Origin of the sequence: Streptococcus criceti HS-6, assembly GCF_000187975.2 — a bacterium.
GTDB classification, from domain to species: Bacteria; Bacillota; Bacilli; order Lactobacillales; family Streptococcaceae; genus Streptococcus; species Streptococcus criceti.
Genome location: NZ_AEUV02000002.1, coordinates 822,395 through 838,849, shown reverse-complemented (window position 1 = coordinate 838,849; position 16,455 = coordinate 822,395). Strand labels below are relative to the sequence as shown.

The window sequence follows — 16,455 nt, the reverse complement described above, 5'->3', positions numbered from 1 at the left end:
GTCGCTTTATTATAGCTGAATTAATAAAAAATTGGAAACAATTTTAAGAGCTTTCGCTAAAAAAGATAGCTGAGAGGATTGGAAGAAATTTCCGAAAATTCTAGCAATCGCTTTCATAAAGTTTGAAAAAGAGGTATAATAAACTTACGAAAACAAGAATAGGGGGAACAATCCTATGATTCAAGCTTATAAACATATCCTCGTTGCTGTCGATGGTTCTGACCAGGCCGAATTGGCTTTTAAAAAAGGGATTGCTGTTGCTAAGCGCAATGATGCCGAACTTGTCTTAGCCCATGTTATTGATACTCGGGCTATCCAGAACATCGCTGCCGTTGATACCTTCACCTACGAAAACCTTGAAAAAGAAGCTGATGCTCTTTTAGGCGGCTACGAAAAAACTGCCAAGGAAGCCGGCGTCAAAGAAGTCCGTAAAGTAATCGAATTCGGCAACCCTAAACGTCTTTTAGCCATTGATATTCCTAAACGTGAAAAGACTGACTTGATTCTTTTAGGAGCGACCGGTCTTAATAATTTTGAACGTCTTTTAATTGGTTCTTCTTCTGAGTATATCATGCGTCATGCAAAGGTGGATATTTTAGTTGTTCGTGATGAACAAAAAACTTTGTAAATCAGCTAGTGACTTTTGTAAAAATGATGAAAAATCCTCGCCTGTTGAGCAAGGATTTTTCTGATAGCTTCGGCTATTTTCAGTTAGGAAAGTAAAGCTAATCATTTAGACTGCTAGTCTCGCTGGCTTTTCGCCGCAGAGCTTTATGCAGCTGGCGATCAACTTCTCGCTTAATGGCAGGTTCTGGAGCAAAACGCTTTTCCCAATCATCTGGTTTTAAAATTTTGTGAGTCACTGGGTCAAAATGGGCTTTGCCGTCCGGGAAGGTCTTCCCCATATTAGCCGCATGAACAATATCAAAAACACCACTAGGATCAACGCCCATCAGGACGAAGGAGCCATAGGTTAGATAGAGCAAATCAATCAAAGCATCAACTTGCCCAACCAGCGGACTTTCTGGATGCTTCTTGGCTTGCACCTTGGTCGCTGCCTTATCTAAAGCAGTATGCAAGTTAGCTAGGGCCTGCTCAAAGTCATCTGAGGTCTGACAGGTTGCATAAATGAATTCAACAATTTCCTCCAATTTAAAGTCAGCCCGATGGCTTGCTTCTTCAAGACCATAAACTCGAGGAGTATTGTTAGTTGCCCCATCCATAAGCCGGTGAAAATCACGCACCTTATTGAAATTATCATCAGCTGACAGAAAGTCATTTTCACTTCCCAGATGGATGAGACCATAATGGGACAGAGCCTTGGCAATACCATTTTGATTGTTGGAGTCAGTGATATAGTGAGCCGTCTGCTTGAGCGCCTCAGTCCCATTCCCCATGGCAATACCAATACCAGAACCCAGCAGCATCTCAATATCATTTTCCGAATCGCCAAAGGTCATGACTTCAGATAGCTCGAAATCAAAAATCTGACCCAAGCGTTCAATTCCCTTAATTTTGGACTGACCTTCTGAAATCAAGTCAGCTGAGTAAGGACTGGAACGAGTGATTTTAATATGAGGAAATTTTTCCTGAATCTTACTGGTCTCGCCTTCAGTTGCCACCATGACGACCTGATAGACAGGCTCTCGCATAATAGTTTTTAGGGCCTCTAAGTTCTGAGGTTTGACACGACGAATAATGTTTTTAAAGGACCGCTCAACAAACTTGGCCAGACGTTTGGGAACCAGCCGACTGGCCACTTGACCAAAGCGGGAAGTTCCCATATTGATGATATTAGAACCTAAGAGGCCGACCGATGTCCCTAGAGAAACCTCTCTTCGGCGTTCTTGAGCATATTTTATTAAGCGGTAAACAGTTGATTTGGGTAATTGATTCTGGTAGATAACCCGATCGCGACTGACGATGTACTGACCGTTATAGGTGACCGCAAAATCCAACCCCAGATTTTCCATGAAAGGGGCGACGAAAGCCGGACCGCGACCAGTAGCTAGGCCGACAAAGATGCCTTGATTTTTCAGCTCTGCAATAGCTTGCTGGGTCGTCCGCGAAACGTTTTTACGGTCGTTCACAAGCGTGCCATCAATGTCAAAAAATACTGCCTTAATTGCCAAAACGCCGGCTCCTTTCCAGTCTTTTATGATAGAATAAATTATAACACAATTTCAGAAAGAAAAAAGTACGATGAAAAAAATCCTTGTTCTCCATACTGGCGGTACTATTTCCATGCAGGCAGACGATGCTGGTCAAGTTAACTCCAGCAAGGATAACCCTATGAACCATATTGGGCTAGACTTGTCCAACATTGAGTTAACCGTTCTTGATTTTCTTAATATTCCCAGCCCCCACATGACTCCTTACCACATGCTGGCCCTTTACCATAAGATTAGGGAATGCGCCGATCAGTTTGATGGAGTGGTCATCACCCATGGGACTGACACTTTAGAAGAAACAGCCTATTTTTTGGATACCATGGCAATCCCAGAGATTCCCATTGTTTTGACAGGAGCCATGCGGTCCTCCAATGAACTGGGAAGTGATGGCGTCTATAATTACCTGTCAGCCATTCGAGTAGCCAGTCACGATAAGGCGACAGACAAGGGAGTTCTGGTAGTCATGAACGATGAAATTCATGCAGCCAAGTATGTGACCAAGACCCACACCACCAATGTGGCTACCTTTAATACCCCAACCCACGGTCCCCTTGGCATTATTATGAAACATGACATTCTCTTTTTTAAAACGGCAGAACCTAGGGTCCGTTTTGACTTAGATACCATCACCGGAACGGTGCCCATCATCAAGGCTTATGCTGGCATGGGAGTGGGCGAGGGGATTATCAGTCTTTTAGATCCGCAGAAAATTGATGGGGTAGTTATCGAGGCCTTAGGTGCTGGAAACCTACCACCCGAAGCAGCGAGTGAGTTGGAATGGCTAATGAGTCAAAACGTACCAGTTGTGCTTGTCTCTCGTTGCTTCAATGGCATTGCCGAACCTGTCTATGCTTATCCCGGTGGCGGTGTCAAACTACAAGAAGCCGGAGTTATGTTTGTCAAGGAACTCAACAGTCAAAAGGCAAGACTCAAGCTTCTTATCGCTCTCAGTGCTGGGTTAAAAGGAAAAGCATTAAAAGAATATATTGAGGGATAACAATGGAGGAAGAACAAGACCAGTAGCCGCACTCGGTGACCAACTTAATTCGCCAGACTGTTTAACCTATAGGTATACTACTGTATACTACTGTATTCTCGCTGATACTGATTAATGCTTAAAGCATCTAGTCTACCATCACGAATCCCCACTACGTTAAGAGAGCTATTTCAAAATAGAAGGCTGGAAAAAAGTATTCCAGCCTTCTATTTTTTTGCAGTAATAACAGTTTAACGCAGTGGTTGAAAGTAAGACCTGTTGGCTATACCAAGAAGTCTTACCCCTGCACAGTTTATTAAGTACTTTAGTCAGCACCAGTGAACCACTGCTGATTGGAGGTCCTTATCTTGGAGTGCAGTCCCATTTTTAGGCATCCCCTTAAACAGTCCACTGGACTGTTTAATTACTCCGCAATTGTTAGCGGTCATCCTAATCAACTGTGCGGAGTGCGTAAATGAGACGACGAAGTCAATTGCTTTATGTAAAAATTGACTTCTTATACGTAATCTTCAAAGATTACAATGTTTTGTGGGTGAGAGCGAAGCCATCATGGCTGTTTATCCCACTCTCTTCATTTCATCATATCTCGATAAATAGCCATTTTATCCTTCAATTTTTCCATAAACAATTGATAATCGGCTATCTTAGATTCCAGAAAAAGTTGGTGTTCTTGTAAAATGTCAAAACGCTCTTTAACAGTTTCCTCGCCCTGATATCGCAAATCGGCATAGCGTTTGATTTGTGATAAAGGCATTCCCATGGCCTTTAAGCGTTTAATAAACTCAGCAAATTCTAAATCCTTATCCGAAAACTCTCGAATACCATTATGACGTTGAACCTGCAGGAAACCCTGCTTTTCATAATACCTTAATGTACTTTCTTTAATCCCCGTTTTTTTAGCAAATTCACTAATTTTCATTTTTCCCTTGACTTAAACCTCCCTTTAAGTTTTACAATCAGTATATCACATGAATTTGTGAAATAAAAAATGAAAAGAGAAATCTTATGACACAATCGCGCTTTGACATTGGTTTAGAAAAATTCGCTGAAATTGACGGGGAGTTAGGACAGGCCACCAAAGAAAATTTAGACCAAATTTCGCCTGACCTTTCTAGAATGGTCATTGAAATGTTTGGGGATGTTTACAAAAGAGAAGGATTACCCCTAAGAACACGGGAACTTATAGCCATATCTACCTTGCTGGCTATGGGAGGCTGTGAAGAACAGCTACGGATGCACACTTATGCTGCCTTATCTGCTGGTGTGACCAAAGAAGAAATCGTTGAGATTTTGATTCAAGACATCAACTATTGTGGTATTGCTAGAGTTTTAAATGCTGCTAAGGTCATCAAGGACGTTTTAGCCTAAACCACTTAACCATTCAGAAAGGAAAAATTTCTTTTCTGAATTTTTTATTGTTTTCTAATCAAAATTTCCTTGTTCTTTTAAATTGGCTGAGAGCATAGACCAACGGGGATCAGCCTGCCAATCCTTCTGAGTAACAATTTGACTGGCAACTTTTCTGGCTTCCTCTAAGATATTATAGTCTTCGACAATATCTGCCACTTGAAACTCCGGAATTCCCGACTGACGGGTACCAAAGATTTCACCAGACCCCCGCATTTTCAGATCTTCCTCAGCCAGAACAAAACCATCAGTAGTCTCACACATGGCTTGCATCCGCCGTTTACCAACCTCATTTTTAGGATTGGCTACCAGAACACAGTAGGACTGCTTATCACCCCGACCGACTCGGCCTCGCAGTTGATGAAGTTGGCTGAGACCAAAGCGGTCAGCATCCATAATAATCATGACTGTGGCATTGGGAACATTGACTCCGACTTCGATCACAGTCGTTGAAACCAAAACTTGCAGCTTTCCATCATTGAAGTCCTGCATAATCTGATCTTTTTCATCATTTTTCATGCGACCGTGCATAAGGGCTATCTGGGTTTGGGCCCCGAAGAAATCAACCAGCTCTTGATGCAAATCAAGAGCATTTTTCAAATCCAGACTCTCGGATTCTTCAATCAAGGGGGAAATAACATAGGCTTGAGCTCCTTTGCCTACTTCTCCCTGCAACCAAGTCAGGACTGTTTCTAATTGCTCATGTTTAACCCAGCGGGTAATAATGGGCTTGCGCCCAGCCGGCATCTGGTCAATAACAGAGACATCCATTTCGCCAAAAGCCGTAATGGCCAAAGTTCTAGGGATAGGAGTTGCTGTCATCATGAGAACATCAGGATTATTCCCCTTTTCACGGAAAATTCGGCGCTGATTAACACCAAAACGGTGCTGCTCATCAGTAATGACCAACCCCAACTTGTGGTAGGAAACCCCGTCTTGGATTAAGGAATGAGTTCCAACAATCATATCCACCGAACCGTCTGCAATCCCAGTCAGAGCTGCCTTTTTAACCGCTGATTTCATGCCAGCAGTCAAGAGAGCAATGTTAAGATCAGGAAAGAGCTTAATCAGGCTCTCAAAATGCTGTTGGGCCAAGATTTCTGTCGGTACCATCAGGGCTGATTGAAAGCCTGCTGTATAGGCTGCATACATAGCCAGACTGGCGATGACTGTCTTGCCAGAGCCCACATCACCTTGCAAAAGCCGATTCATGTGAGCACCTGATTTCATGTCCGCTAAAATTTCTTCCAAACTCCGCTTCTGGGCCTGAGTCAAACTAAAGGGAAGCTGGTCAATCTCTTTTTTGAGGGCCTGCTCGTCGTAAGGGATAGCTAGTCCGTTGCTTGCCGCCCTGTTTTGCGATTTAAGAACCTGCAAATTGAGCTGAAAATAAAAGAGTTCTTCAAATTTAATTCGTCGCAAGGCCTGCTTGTATTCAGCTAGGTCTTTTGGAAAATGCATAGCCCTAGTTGCTGTCTGACGATCTAAAAGTCGGTACCTTGCTAGCAGTTCCTGAGGCAGATTCTCTTCAAGTTCTTCCAAAGCTCCGCTATCAAAGGCTGCCTTGATGGCCTTGACTAAGGCATTTTGCGAAATTCCTTGGGCTACATGGTAGACTGGCTGCATATCATCTTGGACCTGAGCTAGGACCTTCATACCTGTCACAGCTGATTTGCGAGTATCCCACTTGCCAAAAATAGCAACTTCTTGCCCCAGCTCAATTTTATCGGCTAAATAAGGTTGGTTGAAAAAACTGACTGCAATCACAGCATCACCCTGCTTGAGCTTAAAGGATAGACGATTGCGCTTAAAACCATAATATTGAACATTGGCAGGTGTCACAACAGTTCCTGTAACAACAGCCTTTTCCCCATCGATCAGTTCGGCGACAGACCTAGCCTTAAAATCCTCATAGCGAAAAGGATAGTAAAGTAGGAGATTTTCCACTGTATAAAGGCCTAATTTAGTAAATTTTTCAGCGGACTTGGGCCCAAATCCCTTGAGTACCGCAATTGGTTGGTCACATAACATGAGTTTATTATAACATACCGTCCGACTGGGAGGATAATCAGCTGCTATAGCTATTTTCCCTATTATTATAAAAGTTAAATTATCAAACTTTTATAATAATATCCCGTTAACGACATATTTTGACCGTTTCACGACAATTGTGTGTGATCACTGACATTTCATGCTACTATATTTTTGTCAGATGTATTTGATGAAAGTTGCTCTCAATTCTTATGAACATCCATCTCTTGCATTTTAGCCACATTAGGAGGCCATCAGAATATGCGAAGACAAAAATTAGCATCCTTACTGATTTTAGTCGTTTTAGGAATCACAACCTTATTTAGACATCTGGGATTACTAGCGCAAGTGATTAACCTCCTTGGACTCTCCCTTTTGCTATATGCAATTCTTACGGATAAGGATAAAAGCTAACGAGACTAGCTAAAAAATAGTCCTAATCCTCCACTGAAATAATAGAAACAGCCTCCACTGAAACAACAACGGTTGCTAAGTGAAGGCTGTTTTATTAGTCATATTCTCTCGGTACACGATCACTAAGTAGGCAGAGAACTTCATAGTTAATCGTTCCCCGTTTTTGGGCCACATCAGTCGCCAAAATAGTTTGATCACCGCTGCTGCCAATCAGAGTCACCTTGGTTCCCAAAGGATAACTTTGAGGCAATTTGACCGTAATCTGATCCATGGACACACGCCCGACAATGGGGCATCTCTGTCCATCAATCAAAACATCAAATCCTTGCATATCCCGGGTCCAACCATCTGCATAGCCAAGAGGCAGGGTACCGATCCATTCTTCCTCGGAACTAGTATAAGTGGCCCCGTAACCTATATCTGTGCCAACCGGAACTTTTTTCACATGAACTAAGGCAGACTCCAAGGTCAGAGCAGGTTTTATCGTATAGGGTAAGGTCAGCTCACAACCGCTAGGATTGAGACCATAGATAACCAAGCCTAAACGAACAGCGGTAAAAATACCCTCTCTGTGCCAAAGACTCGTTGCCGAATTACTCGCATGAACAATTTCTGGGCAATAATCCAGGCCAGCTACCAGCTCCTTGAAGAAAGCCAACTGTTCCTGAAACTTATGATCATCAGCTTCATCAGCTGTAGCAAAGTGGGTAAAAATTCCGCGGACCTGACCGCCAGCCTTTAGTAGGCCTGAAATTAAGTCATTGGCCTCAGCCAGACTGCGGACCCCGATTCGACCCATACCCGAATCTACAGCAACATGAATTAGAATTCCTTCTAAATCAAGCTGCTTCTGCTGGGCCGCCTCCAGCCACTCCAAGCTGGCTACTGTCAGAGTCAGGCGGTAATCTCGAGCTAGAGCAATTTCATCCGGCAAAACCACCCCTAAGATTAAAATAGGCTTTCTTATCCCAGCTTGGCGCAGTTCAACCCCTTCATCAATATTAGAAACACAGAAACCATCTACCAACCTTTGAACATGGCTGGCAACAGCAACAGCTCCATGTCCATAGGCATTGGCCTTAACAACGGCAAAGGTTTTAACCGCCTGAGGAATGCGGCCCTGAACCTGTTTAATATTGCTTGAAATAGCCGACAAATTAACCTTAGCCAAGGTTGGTCGGTGTAAACTTGAAATCATATCAAAACCTCTTTTTTTGATTTTAATTCAAAGACAGTCAAAAACTCCAACTTCCGCTAGTCCACTTCCAAAATCACACTGGCTTGAACAAAGCCGCCGCTATGGGAAATAGAGACAAAAGCATTACCTGAGAAGACCTTGCTGGTGATAATGGGAGCTCCCTTTTCATTGGTCGCTACCTCAATATCATGAAAACGTAATTTTCCGATCCCAGTTCCCCAAGCCTTGGCAAAAGCTTCCTTGGCTGACCAGCGTCCTGCCAGATATTCCATTTTTCTTCGGCCTTGGAGAGAATCAAAACGTTGAAACTCTAGATCCGTCAGAACCTTTTGAGCAAAAGCAGGATTGCGGATATAAGCTCCTTCAACCCGTGAAATCTCCTGCAAATCAATACCGTGTCCAATAATCATCTTTATATCCTTCGCATAAAAATCCATTCCAGCCTTATGCCTCCAGACTGGATCCTTCTTATTGTAGTATTTTTCGGTAAAATAATCCTTTGTTCAGCTTAAAAGGCGAGATTCTTAAAAGAGATTAGCCGCTGATTTCCATCTTAATCTCATGGTAAAGGAGCTGAGATTTTCCCAGCTCCCGACCATTAGTTATTTAAAAAATCTTCAAAGGAATCCTTACCTAAAGTTTGGTAAATTTCCCGAATCAATTTTTCAGTCTTATCCCACCCCAGACATGGATCTGTAATGGATTTACCGAAGACTTCTGGCTTGTCTTGACGGCCATCTTCTAAATAAGATTCAATCATAAAGCCACGCACATACTTGTTAATCTGCTTATTCCAGTCACGATTAATCAAGGTTTGTCGGACAATACGAATTTGATCCAGATAGTTCTTGCCAGAATTATCATGATTGGTATCAATCAGGATGAAAGGATGAGCTAATCCCATTTGTTCGTAACGTTCAATAGCCTTAACTAAGATGTCATAATAGAAATTAGGTTCATTTTCACCATGTTCATTCGTTGCCCCACGCAAAATCGCATGAGCCAGCGGATTCCCATCGGTGTCAACCTCAGCATCATGATAAATAAAGTTCTGCTTATTCTGAGCCGCATAAATGGCATTGAACATAATATTAAGATTGCCGGAGGTTGGATTTTTCATACCAGTTGGGACATCAATCCCCGAAGCCACAAAGCGATGCTCCTGATCTTCAACTGATCGCGCCCCAATCGCATGGTAGGAAACCAAATCATCAACCAAGGGTAAATTTGAGGGGTAGAGCATTTCATCTGCTGTGGTCAAACCAGTTTCGGTAATCACACGATAATGAAGGTTACGAACCGCTGCAATTCCATTGATGAGATCAGGTAATTTGGAAGTATCCGGTTGGTGAATCAGACCCTTGTAGCCATCACCATTGGTCCGCGGTTTAGCCGTATAGACCCGCATGACCATAAAAACACGGTCTTTAACTTCTTCCTGCAAGGCAGATAGGCGGTGAGCATATTCTAAAACAGCATCTTCATTATCGGATGAACAAGGTCCGATAACTAAGAGCAGGCGATCATCCTCCCCTTTAATGATGGCATCTAGTTCTTTATCCCTAGCTTCTTTTTTAGCCAGTGCCTCTCCTTCAAGTTTTGACAGCTGCTTAACTTGAGCAACATTAATTTTTTGGCTCTTTTGATGAATTCCCATATTATTTTCCTAGCGTTTCGTATATTTCGTGGATGAGTTCAGCAGTCTTATCCCAACCCAAGCAAGGGTCAGTGATAGACTTACCATAGACATCCGGTTGGTTTTGACGGCCGTCTTCTAGATAAGACTCAATCATAAAGCCACGAACAAATTTGTTAATTTTATCACTCCAGTCACGGTTAATCAAGGTTTGCCGAACAATCCGCACCTGTTCCAGATACTGCTTTCCAGAGTTGTCATGATTAGTATCAATAACGATAAATGGATTTTCCAAGCCCATCTCTTCATACTGATCGATAGTTGCTAGAAGGTCATCATAATAGTAGTTTGGAATATTCTTACCATACTCATTGAGAGCCCCCCGCAAAATAGCGTGAGCTAGAGGGTTCCCCGTTGTCTTAACTTCCTGACCGTTATAGAGAAAGTTCTGCTGAGATTGGGCAGCGTACATTCCATTAAACATCACGTTGAGGTTACCTGAAGTTGGATTCTTCATGCCAGTTGGTACATCAATGCCTGAGGCCACAAAACGGTGCTGTTGATCTTCAACTGAACGCGCTCCAATAGCAATATAAGATACCAAATCATCAACCAAAGAGAGGTTTTCTGGATAGAGCATTTCATCTGCCGTGGTCAATCCAGTTTCGGTAATCACCCGATAATGGAGATTACGAACAGCTTTGATACCATTAATCAGATTGGGCTGACCTTGAGCATCTGGTTGGTGAACCAGACCCTTGTAGCCATCGCCATTAGTCCGTGGTTTAGCGGTGTAAACCCGCATCACCATAAAGACGCGTTCCTTGACTTTTTCTTGCAAGTCAGCCAGACGATGAGCATAGTCTAGGACAGCATCCTCATTGTCTGATGAACACGGACCAATTACCAAGAGCAGACGATCGTCCTCACCCTTGATAATTGCTTCTAATTCCCTGTCACGCGCTTCCTTACGCGCTAAGGCTTGGCCGGTTAATTTAGAAATCTGCCGAACCTTTTCAACATCAATCTTGTCACTTTCTGGAATAAATGCCATACTTGCCTCCCCTTTAAGATAAAAATAAAACTCCAAAGAGACTTATTTTTAAGACCAGATTGCTAGGGCAAACTCCAAAAACTTGGGAGAAAATCGCCCTTACAAGCCAGTAACATTTTGAATTTATAAAAGTAAAAGTGATATAAAATACATTATATCACTTTCTAGTCTTATTTCAATCTGATTTTAGACAGTTATGCAACTCTCATTAAGAACTTGTATTCACATTTTTTGACAGTTAGCCTTATGTGATAGGGACGCAAGCGACCTCCTAACAGAGTGCCATTGCTCATTTTCAAGCCTAGGGTCTTGAAAATCCCCTCGACGATTGACTTTAAATAGGGTCAATCGTCTTTTTACCACAGCGGCAACTGTTTGTTTTGAGCGACCTTATGGTCGCTTTTTCCAGCTGATGCTGAGAATTTAAACTTGTGAATACAGTTTCTAAGTTTTGCTGACTTTAAACGTCTCAAATGATCTGTCTTTCTAACTCACCCGACGGCGGCCGTGACAATTTTTAAACTTCTTACCAGAACCGCACGGGCAAGGATCATTGCGCTTGACATCGGTGAAATCAAGGTCTTGATCCGCTACTACTTGACCAGGCCCTTGGGCCGCAATATTAGCTGCTGCAGTAGTATGAGCCTGAGCTGTTGTCTTTTCCCGTTCCTGCTGATGAATTTGTGCCTTCATCATCAGACGAGTCACATCAAACTCAATGGCTCCGATCATATCGTTGAACATGCGGAAACTTTCAGACTGGTATTCAACGATGGGGTTATTCTGAGCGTAACCACGCAGACCTACGGAATTGCGCAATTGGTCAAGAGCATCAATATGGTCGGTCCATTTGTTATCCACAACTCGCAGAATCAGTACCTTTTGAAACTCGACAACAGACTCTTGATCCGGCAGCTTAGCGATTTGCGAATCGTAAACATCCATAGCGCGATCATAGAGTTCATCCTTCATTTCTTCATAAGACCACTCATCTAAGTCATCCATGCTGATAGAATCCTCAGGCAGGAGATTATTATGAGCGAAATTAAGAATAGCTTCCAAGGCTTCATCAACATTACTATTGCGACTATGGCCATCTATGGTGCGGTCAATGGTCCGTCGAATCATCGCTTTAATTTCTGGACCAAGATCGCGTTCAGCCGTAATAACATCGTAGCGCTCAGCATAGATGATTTCACGCTGTTCCCGCATGACATCATCGTATTGGAGAACCTGCTTCCGAATATCGTAGTTATTCCCTTCAACGCGTTTTTGAGCAGATTCCACCTGACTGGTCAGAAGGCGTGATTTTATCACCACATCTTCATCCTCTGGCGAAACTCTCTCCAAGAAGAATTTAACCCGCTCGGACCCGAAACGTTTCATCAGATCATCTTCAAAAGATAGATAGAATTGAGATTCTCCCTTATCTCCTTGACGACCTGAACGACCGCGCAGCTGGTTATCGATCCGGCGGCTTTCATGACGTTCTGTACCAATAACGCAAAGACCGCCTAACTCTACAACACCCTTACCAAGCTTAATGTCTGTACCCCGACCAGCCATATTGGTTGCAATGGTAACAGCGCCGCGTTGGCCCGCATTCATAATAATTTGCGCTTCTTTTTCGTGGTTCTTGGCATTCAGTACCTCATGCGGAATACCAGCCTTTTGCAACTTCTTAGAGATTAAATCAGAAGTCTCAACTGCTACGGTACCGACCAAAACAGGCTGTCCTTTTTCATGACGTTCCTTAATATCTTCAATAACCGCCCTAAACTTAGCATCTGTAGTTGCAAAAAGCAAGTCTGGGTGGTCAATCCGCTGGACAGGTCGGTTGGTTGGAATCGGAATGACCCGCATATTGTAAATTTCACGGAACTCTTCTTCCTCAGTTTTACCAGTACCAGTCATCCCTGAGAGCTTACGATACATCCGGAACATATTTTGATAAGTGATTGAAGCCGACGTCTTGGATTCATCTTGGATTGGCACGCCTTCTTTAGCTTCAATGGCTTGGTGGAGACCGTCAGAAAAACGCCGTCCTTCCATGGTTCGACCAGTGAACTGGTCGACAATGAGAACTTCTCCTTCAGAAACCACATAGTCCATATTAAGAGTCATGATATAGTTGGCCCGCAAAGCATTATCAATATAATGGGTCAAGGCAACATTATCAATATCGTAAAGGTTTTCTAAATTGAAGAATTCCTCAGCCTTATCAATTCCTGAGTCCATAAGGCCAATGGTCTTAGAAGGGACATCAATAGCATAATCGACAGATTCCAACGTCTTAACAAACTTATCAGCTCGTGTATAGAGAGCACTGGTTTCGGAACTTACAGGCCCTGATACAATCAAAGGTGTCCGCGCTTCGTCAATCAGAACCGAGTCAACTTCATCGACCAGAGCGTAGTTAAGCGGACGCTGTACCATATCCTCCTTGCGGACAACCATGTTATCACGAAGATAGTCAAATCCGACTTCTGAGTTGGTCGAATAGGTAATATCACAGTTATAAGCTTCCCGCTTTTCAGCTGGAGATTTAGAAGACAGGTTAATCCCAACAGAAAGACCAAGCCAGCTGTAAAGCTCTCCCATCTCAGTGGCATCACGAGTGGAAAGATATTCGTTAACGGTGATGACATGAACCCCATCGCCTGCTAAGGCATTGAGATAAACGGGCATGGTTGCCGTCAACGTTTTACCTTCACCGGTCCGCATTTCCGAAACATCACCATTGTGGAGAACAATCCCCCCCATGATTTGCACACGGTAAGGGAAGAGGCCAAGCACCCGCTTAGCACCTTCACGAACAACCGCAAATGCTTCAAACAGCAATTGATCCAGCGTCTCTCCCTCTTGATAACGCTTCTTAAATTCCTCGGTTTTGGCTTGAAGTTCTGAATCTGACAATGCTTCCATTTCGTCCGCATAGGATTCGACCTTCTTAGCCATTTTTTCTAATTTTCTAATTTCGCCTCTGTCATTTTCAATGACCTTGCGTAAAATATTTGCCATCTCTTTTCCTTTCGATAGTCACTAACATCATATTTTATCATAAAAGCCATACCGATACAATAATTCAACTAGCCTAACTCATTCAAAATACTAGGTTAAATGAGTCATTTGTTCTTCTCACGACAAAGTATTTGATGGCTTGCTTTTGATGGCTTGCTATGGATAGTTATATTTATGAGACTTGTTCGAAATCTAATTTCCAAAAATAATAAGATTAATGCGGCTCGTAAGTCAAAGTTACATAAGGTTGCGTCATCAATTGACAGGCCCTAAATTAAGCACTGAAATGTCCCAGCATAATACGAATAGCCGCTATTATGCTGTCTTTTCTCACTGGTTAACTGATGAGACAACGATTAATGCTTCCTCCATCAAGATACCACAAAGTCAAAATTATCTTAAGCTAAAAAGCAACAGTCACTCAACTGTTGCTTTATCAACTTAGACTAAATGAAGCTAAATTTAATTTCCGTATTGCGTTAATTAAATATCGCCATCTTGTCTTTTTCCAAATACTCCAACCATGACCACAAGGACAAGAGCACTACCTGCAAGACTAGCAAGACTTAAGTCCTTATCCCCTGTCTCTGGTAAATGATTTGGCTGTACATCGTGCTTTTTCCTTACCAATTGTACAGGTGTTTCATTAACAACGACGCTGTTCTTTTTATTCTCACTAAAAACTGAGGTTGGAAGATCAGTGTCATGAGTACCTGGATCATCGGATGAATCAGGCGTTGAGGTATTCGGTACGATTGGAGGGAGTGGAGGCAGAGGCTGACCAGGAATTACCGGCGGACAACCACAGATACCATCACGACCATCTTTTCCATCTCTAACAGTCACTGTTGACGTTGAGCCATCTGCATTCGTTACGGTAATCGTATAGCTACCATCGTGATTATCAGTAACTTGTACGGTTGGTGTTCTACCGTCTTTACCATCTCGGCCATCTCTTACGGTTACTGATGACGTTGTACCATCACCATTCATTAGCGTAATAGTATATGTACCATTGCCGTTATCTTTAACGGTTGCAGTAGCTGATTTACCGTCTCGACCATCGCGGCCTGCGGTACCTGTGTCACCTTTATCACCTTTGTCACCCTTAGCTCCGGTGTCTCCTTTAGCACCGTCTGAAACAGTTACACGGTTCTTCTCATCGTCAGAAACGATGCCATCGCCGTTGGTGTCAGTACCCGTTGTGAGCGTCTTAGTGCCATCGTGGTTATCCACAACATTGATATAACCAGCTCCTCCTGCTTTACCGTCTACGCCGTCACGGCCATCGCGGCCTGCGGCGCCGGTATCGCCTTTATCACCTTTAGCGCCATCGGAAACCGTTACGCTGTTCTTCTCATCTTCAGAGACCACACCATCGCCATTGGTATCCGTTCCTGTGGTGATCGTCTTGATGCCATCGTGGTTATCCACAACATTGACGAAGCCAGCAGCTCCAGCTTTACCATCTACGCCATCACGGCCATCGCGGCCTGCGGCTCCGGTATCACCTTTATCGCCTTTAGCGCCATCGGAAACCGTTACGCTGCTCTTTTCGTCTTCAGAGACCACACCATCGCCGTTGGTATCGGTGCCTGTGGTGATGGTCTTAGTGCCATTGTTGTTATCCTTGACATCGACGAAGCCTGCGGCGCCGGCTTTACCATCTACACCATCACGACCAGCAGCGCCGGTATCGCCCTTATCGCCCTTATCGCCTTTGGCTCCATCGGAAACCGTTACGTGGCTCTTTTCATCGTCAGAAACTACGCCGTCACCGTTGGTATCTGTACCAGTCGTAATCGTCTTGGTGCCATTGTTGTTATCCTTGACATCGACAAAACCTGCGGCTCCAGCTTTACCGTCCTTGCCATCTACGCCATCGCGACCAGCTACACCTGTATCGCCTTTGTCACCTTTAGCACCATCGGAAACCGTTACGCTGCTCTTCTCATCTTCTGAGACCACACCATCGCCGTTGGTATCCGTACCTGTGGTGAGCGTCTTAGTACCGTCATGGTTATCCACAACATTGATGTAACCAGCAGCGCCAGCTTTGCCATCCTTGCCGTCTACACCATCTCGACCTGCGGCTCCAGTATCTCCCTTGTCACCTTTGACACCTTGGGCACCATCAGAGACAGTCGCACTAGTCTTTTCGTCTTCGGAAACGATTCCATCGCCGTTGGTGTCAGTACCCGTGGTGACGGTCTTAGTGCCATTGTTGTTATCCTTGACATCGACGAAGCCTGCGGCGCCAGCTTTACCGTCCTTGCCATCTACGCCGTCGCGACCGGCGGCGCCGGTGTCTCCTTTATCTCCCTTGTCGCCCTTATCGCCTTTAGCTCCTTGAGCGCCGTCAGAAACGGTCACACTGTTCTTCTCATCGTCAGAAACGATGCCGTCACCGTTGGTATCAGTACCTGTAGTGATGGTCTTGGTGCCATTGTTATTATCCTTGACATCGATGAAGCCTGCGGCGCCGGCTTTACCGTCTACGCCGTCACGGCCATCACGACCTGCAGC

General features: G+C 43.9%; 12 protein-coding genes. 3 read left to right on the top strand and 9 right to left on the bottom strand.

What is annotated here, in order from left to right; genetic code table 11:
- Positions 1–178: 178 nt before the first annotated feature.
- Positions 179–628, top strand: a complete 450-nt coding sequence (locus tag STRCR_RS04065) for a universal stress protein (protein WP_172459641.1) — start codon at positions 179–181, stop codon at positions 626–628.
- A gap of 97 nt (positions 629–725) precedes the next feature.
- Here STRCR_RS04065 and STRCR_RS04060 read toward each other — a convergent pair whose 3' ends face one another.
- The gene (locus STRCR_RS04060) at positions 726–2,132 is read right to left on the bottom strand and encodes a Cof-type HAD-IIB family hydrolase (protein ID WP_004226257.1); all 1,407 of its coding nucleotides are present in this window, start codon (positions 2,130–2,132) and stop codon (positions 726–728) included.
- A 70-nt stretch (positions 2,133–2,202) separates the two neighbouring features.
- Here STRCR_RS04060 and STRCR_RS04055 point away from each other — a divergent pair, with 70 nt between their 5' ends.
- Complete coding sequence (locus STRCR_RS04055) at positions 2,203–3,168, top strand: asparaginase (RefSeq protein ID WP_004227312.1); 966 nt, start codon at positions 2,203–2,205, stop codon at positions 3,166–3,168.
- Between the two features lie 571 nt (positions 3,169–3,739).
- Here STRCR_RS04055 and STRCR_RS04050 read toward each other — a convergent pair.
- Entirely contained in the window at positions 3,740–4,087 is a 348-nt protein-coding gene (locus STRCR_RS04050; RefSeq protein ID WP_004229184.1) for a MerR family transcriptional regulator, read from the bottom strand.
- A gap of 86 nt (positions 4,088–4,173) precedes the next feature.
- Here STRCR_RS04050 and STRCR_RS04045 point away from each other — a divergent pair, with 86 nt between their 5' ends.
- A complete protein-coding gene (locus STRCR_RS04045) occupies positions 4,174–4,536 on the top strand; it encodes a carboxymuconolactone decarboxylase family protein (RefSeq protein ID WP_004230040.1) in 363 nt (120 codons plus the stop codon).
- A 54-nt stretch (positions 4,537–4,590) separates the two neighbouring features.
- Here the strand turns inward: STRCR_RS04045 and recG are convergent, their stop codons facing one another.
- From recG to STRCR_RS04010, 7 genes are all read right to left on the bottom strand, one after another.
- Positions 4,591–6,606 (bottom strand): ATP-dependent DNA helicase RecG, encoded by a 2,016-nt coding sequence (recG, locus tag STRCR_RS04040; protein WP_004228591.1) that lies wholly within the window; start codon positions 6,604–6,606, stop codon positions 4,591–4,593.
- A 508-nt stretch (positions 6,607–7,114) separates the two neighbouring features.
- Entirely contained in the window at positions 7,115–8,218 is a 1,104-nt protein-coding gene (gene alr / locus STRCR_RS04035) for an alanine racemase (RefSeq protein WP_004229568.1), read from the bottom strand.
- 56 nt (positions 8,219–8,274) lie between these two features.
- A complete protein-coding gene (gene acpS, locus STRCR_RS04030) occupies positions 8,275–8,628 on the bottom strand; it encodes a holo-ACP synthase (RefSeq protein ID WP_040804842.1) in 354 nt (117 codons plus the stop codon).
- Between the two features lie 188 nt (positions 8,629–8,816).
- Positions 8,817–9,875, bottom strand: a complete 1,059-nt coding sequence (locus tag STRCR_RS04025) for a 3-deoxy-7-phosphoheptulonate synthase (RefSeq protein ID WP_004228202.1) — start codon at positions 9,873–9,875, stop codon at positions 8,817–8,819.
- Between the two features lies 1 nt (position 9,876).
- Positions 9,877–10,908, bottom strand: coding sequence for a 3-deoxy-7-phosphoheptulonate synthase (locus STRCR_RS04020; RefSeq protein WP_004227540.1), 1,032 nt, complete (start codon positions 10,906–10,908; stop codon positions 9,877–9,879).
- Between the two features lie 486 nt (positions 10,909–11,394).
- A complete protein-coding gene (gene secA, locus STRCR_RS04015; protein WP_004225254.1) occupies positions 11,395–13,929 on the bottom strand; it encodes a preprotein translocase subunit SecA in 2,535 nt (844 codons plus the stop codon).
- 483 nt (positions 13,930–14,412) lie between these two features.
- Positions 14,413–16,302, bottom strand: a complete 1,890-nt coding sequence (locus tag STRCR_RS04010) for a collagen-flanked surface repeat-containing protein (RefSeq protein WP_004228208.1) — start codon at positions 16,300–16,302, stop codon at positions 14,413–14,415.
- Positions 16,303–16,455: the final 153 nt, after the last annotated feature.

Coding starts and splice junctions, on each gene's coding strand:
- STRCR_RS04055 (WP_004227312.1), top strand. CDS start 2,203: ATGAAAAAAATCCTTGTTCTCCATACTGGCGGTACTATTTCCATGCAG.
- STRCR_RS04050 (WP_004229184.1), bottom strand. CDS start 4,087: ATGAAAATTAGTGAATTTGCTAAAAAAACGGGGATTAAAGAAAGTACA.
- STRCR_RS04045 (WP_004230040.1), top strand. CDS start 4,174: ATGACACAATCGCGCTTTGACATTGGTTTAGAAAAATTCGCTGAAATT.
- recG (WP_004228591.1), bottom strand. CDS start 6,606: ATGTTATGTGACCAACCAATTGCGGTACTCAAGGGATTTGGGCCCAAG.
- alr (WP_004229568.1), bottom strand. CDS start 8,218: ATGATTTCAAGTTTACACCGACCAACCTTGGCTAAGGTTAATTTGTCG.
- acpS (WP_040804842.1), bottom strand. CDS start 8,628: ATGATTATTGGACACGGTATTGATTTGCAGGAGATTTCACGGGTTGAA.
- STRCR_RS04025 (WP_004228202.1), bottom strand. CDS start 9,875: ATGGGAATTCATCAAAAGAGCCAAAAAATTAATGTTGCTCAAGTTAAG.
- STRCR_RS04020 (WP_004227540.1), bottom strand. CDS start 10,908: ATGGCATTTATTCCAGAAAGTGACAAGATTGATGTTGAAAAGGTTCGG.
- secA (WP_004225254.1), bottom strand. CDS start 13,929: ATGGCAAATATTTTACGCAAGGTCATTGAAAATGACAGAGGCGAAATT.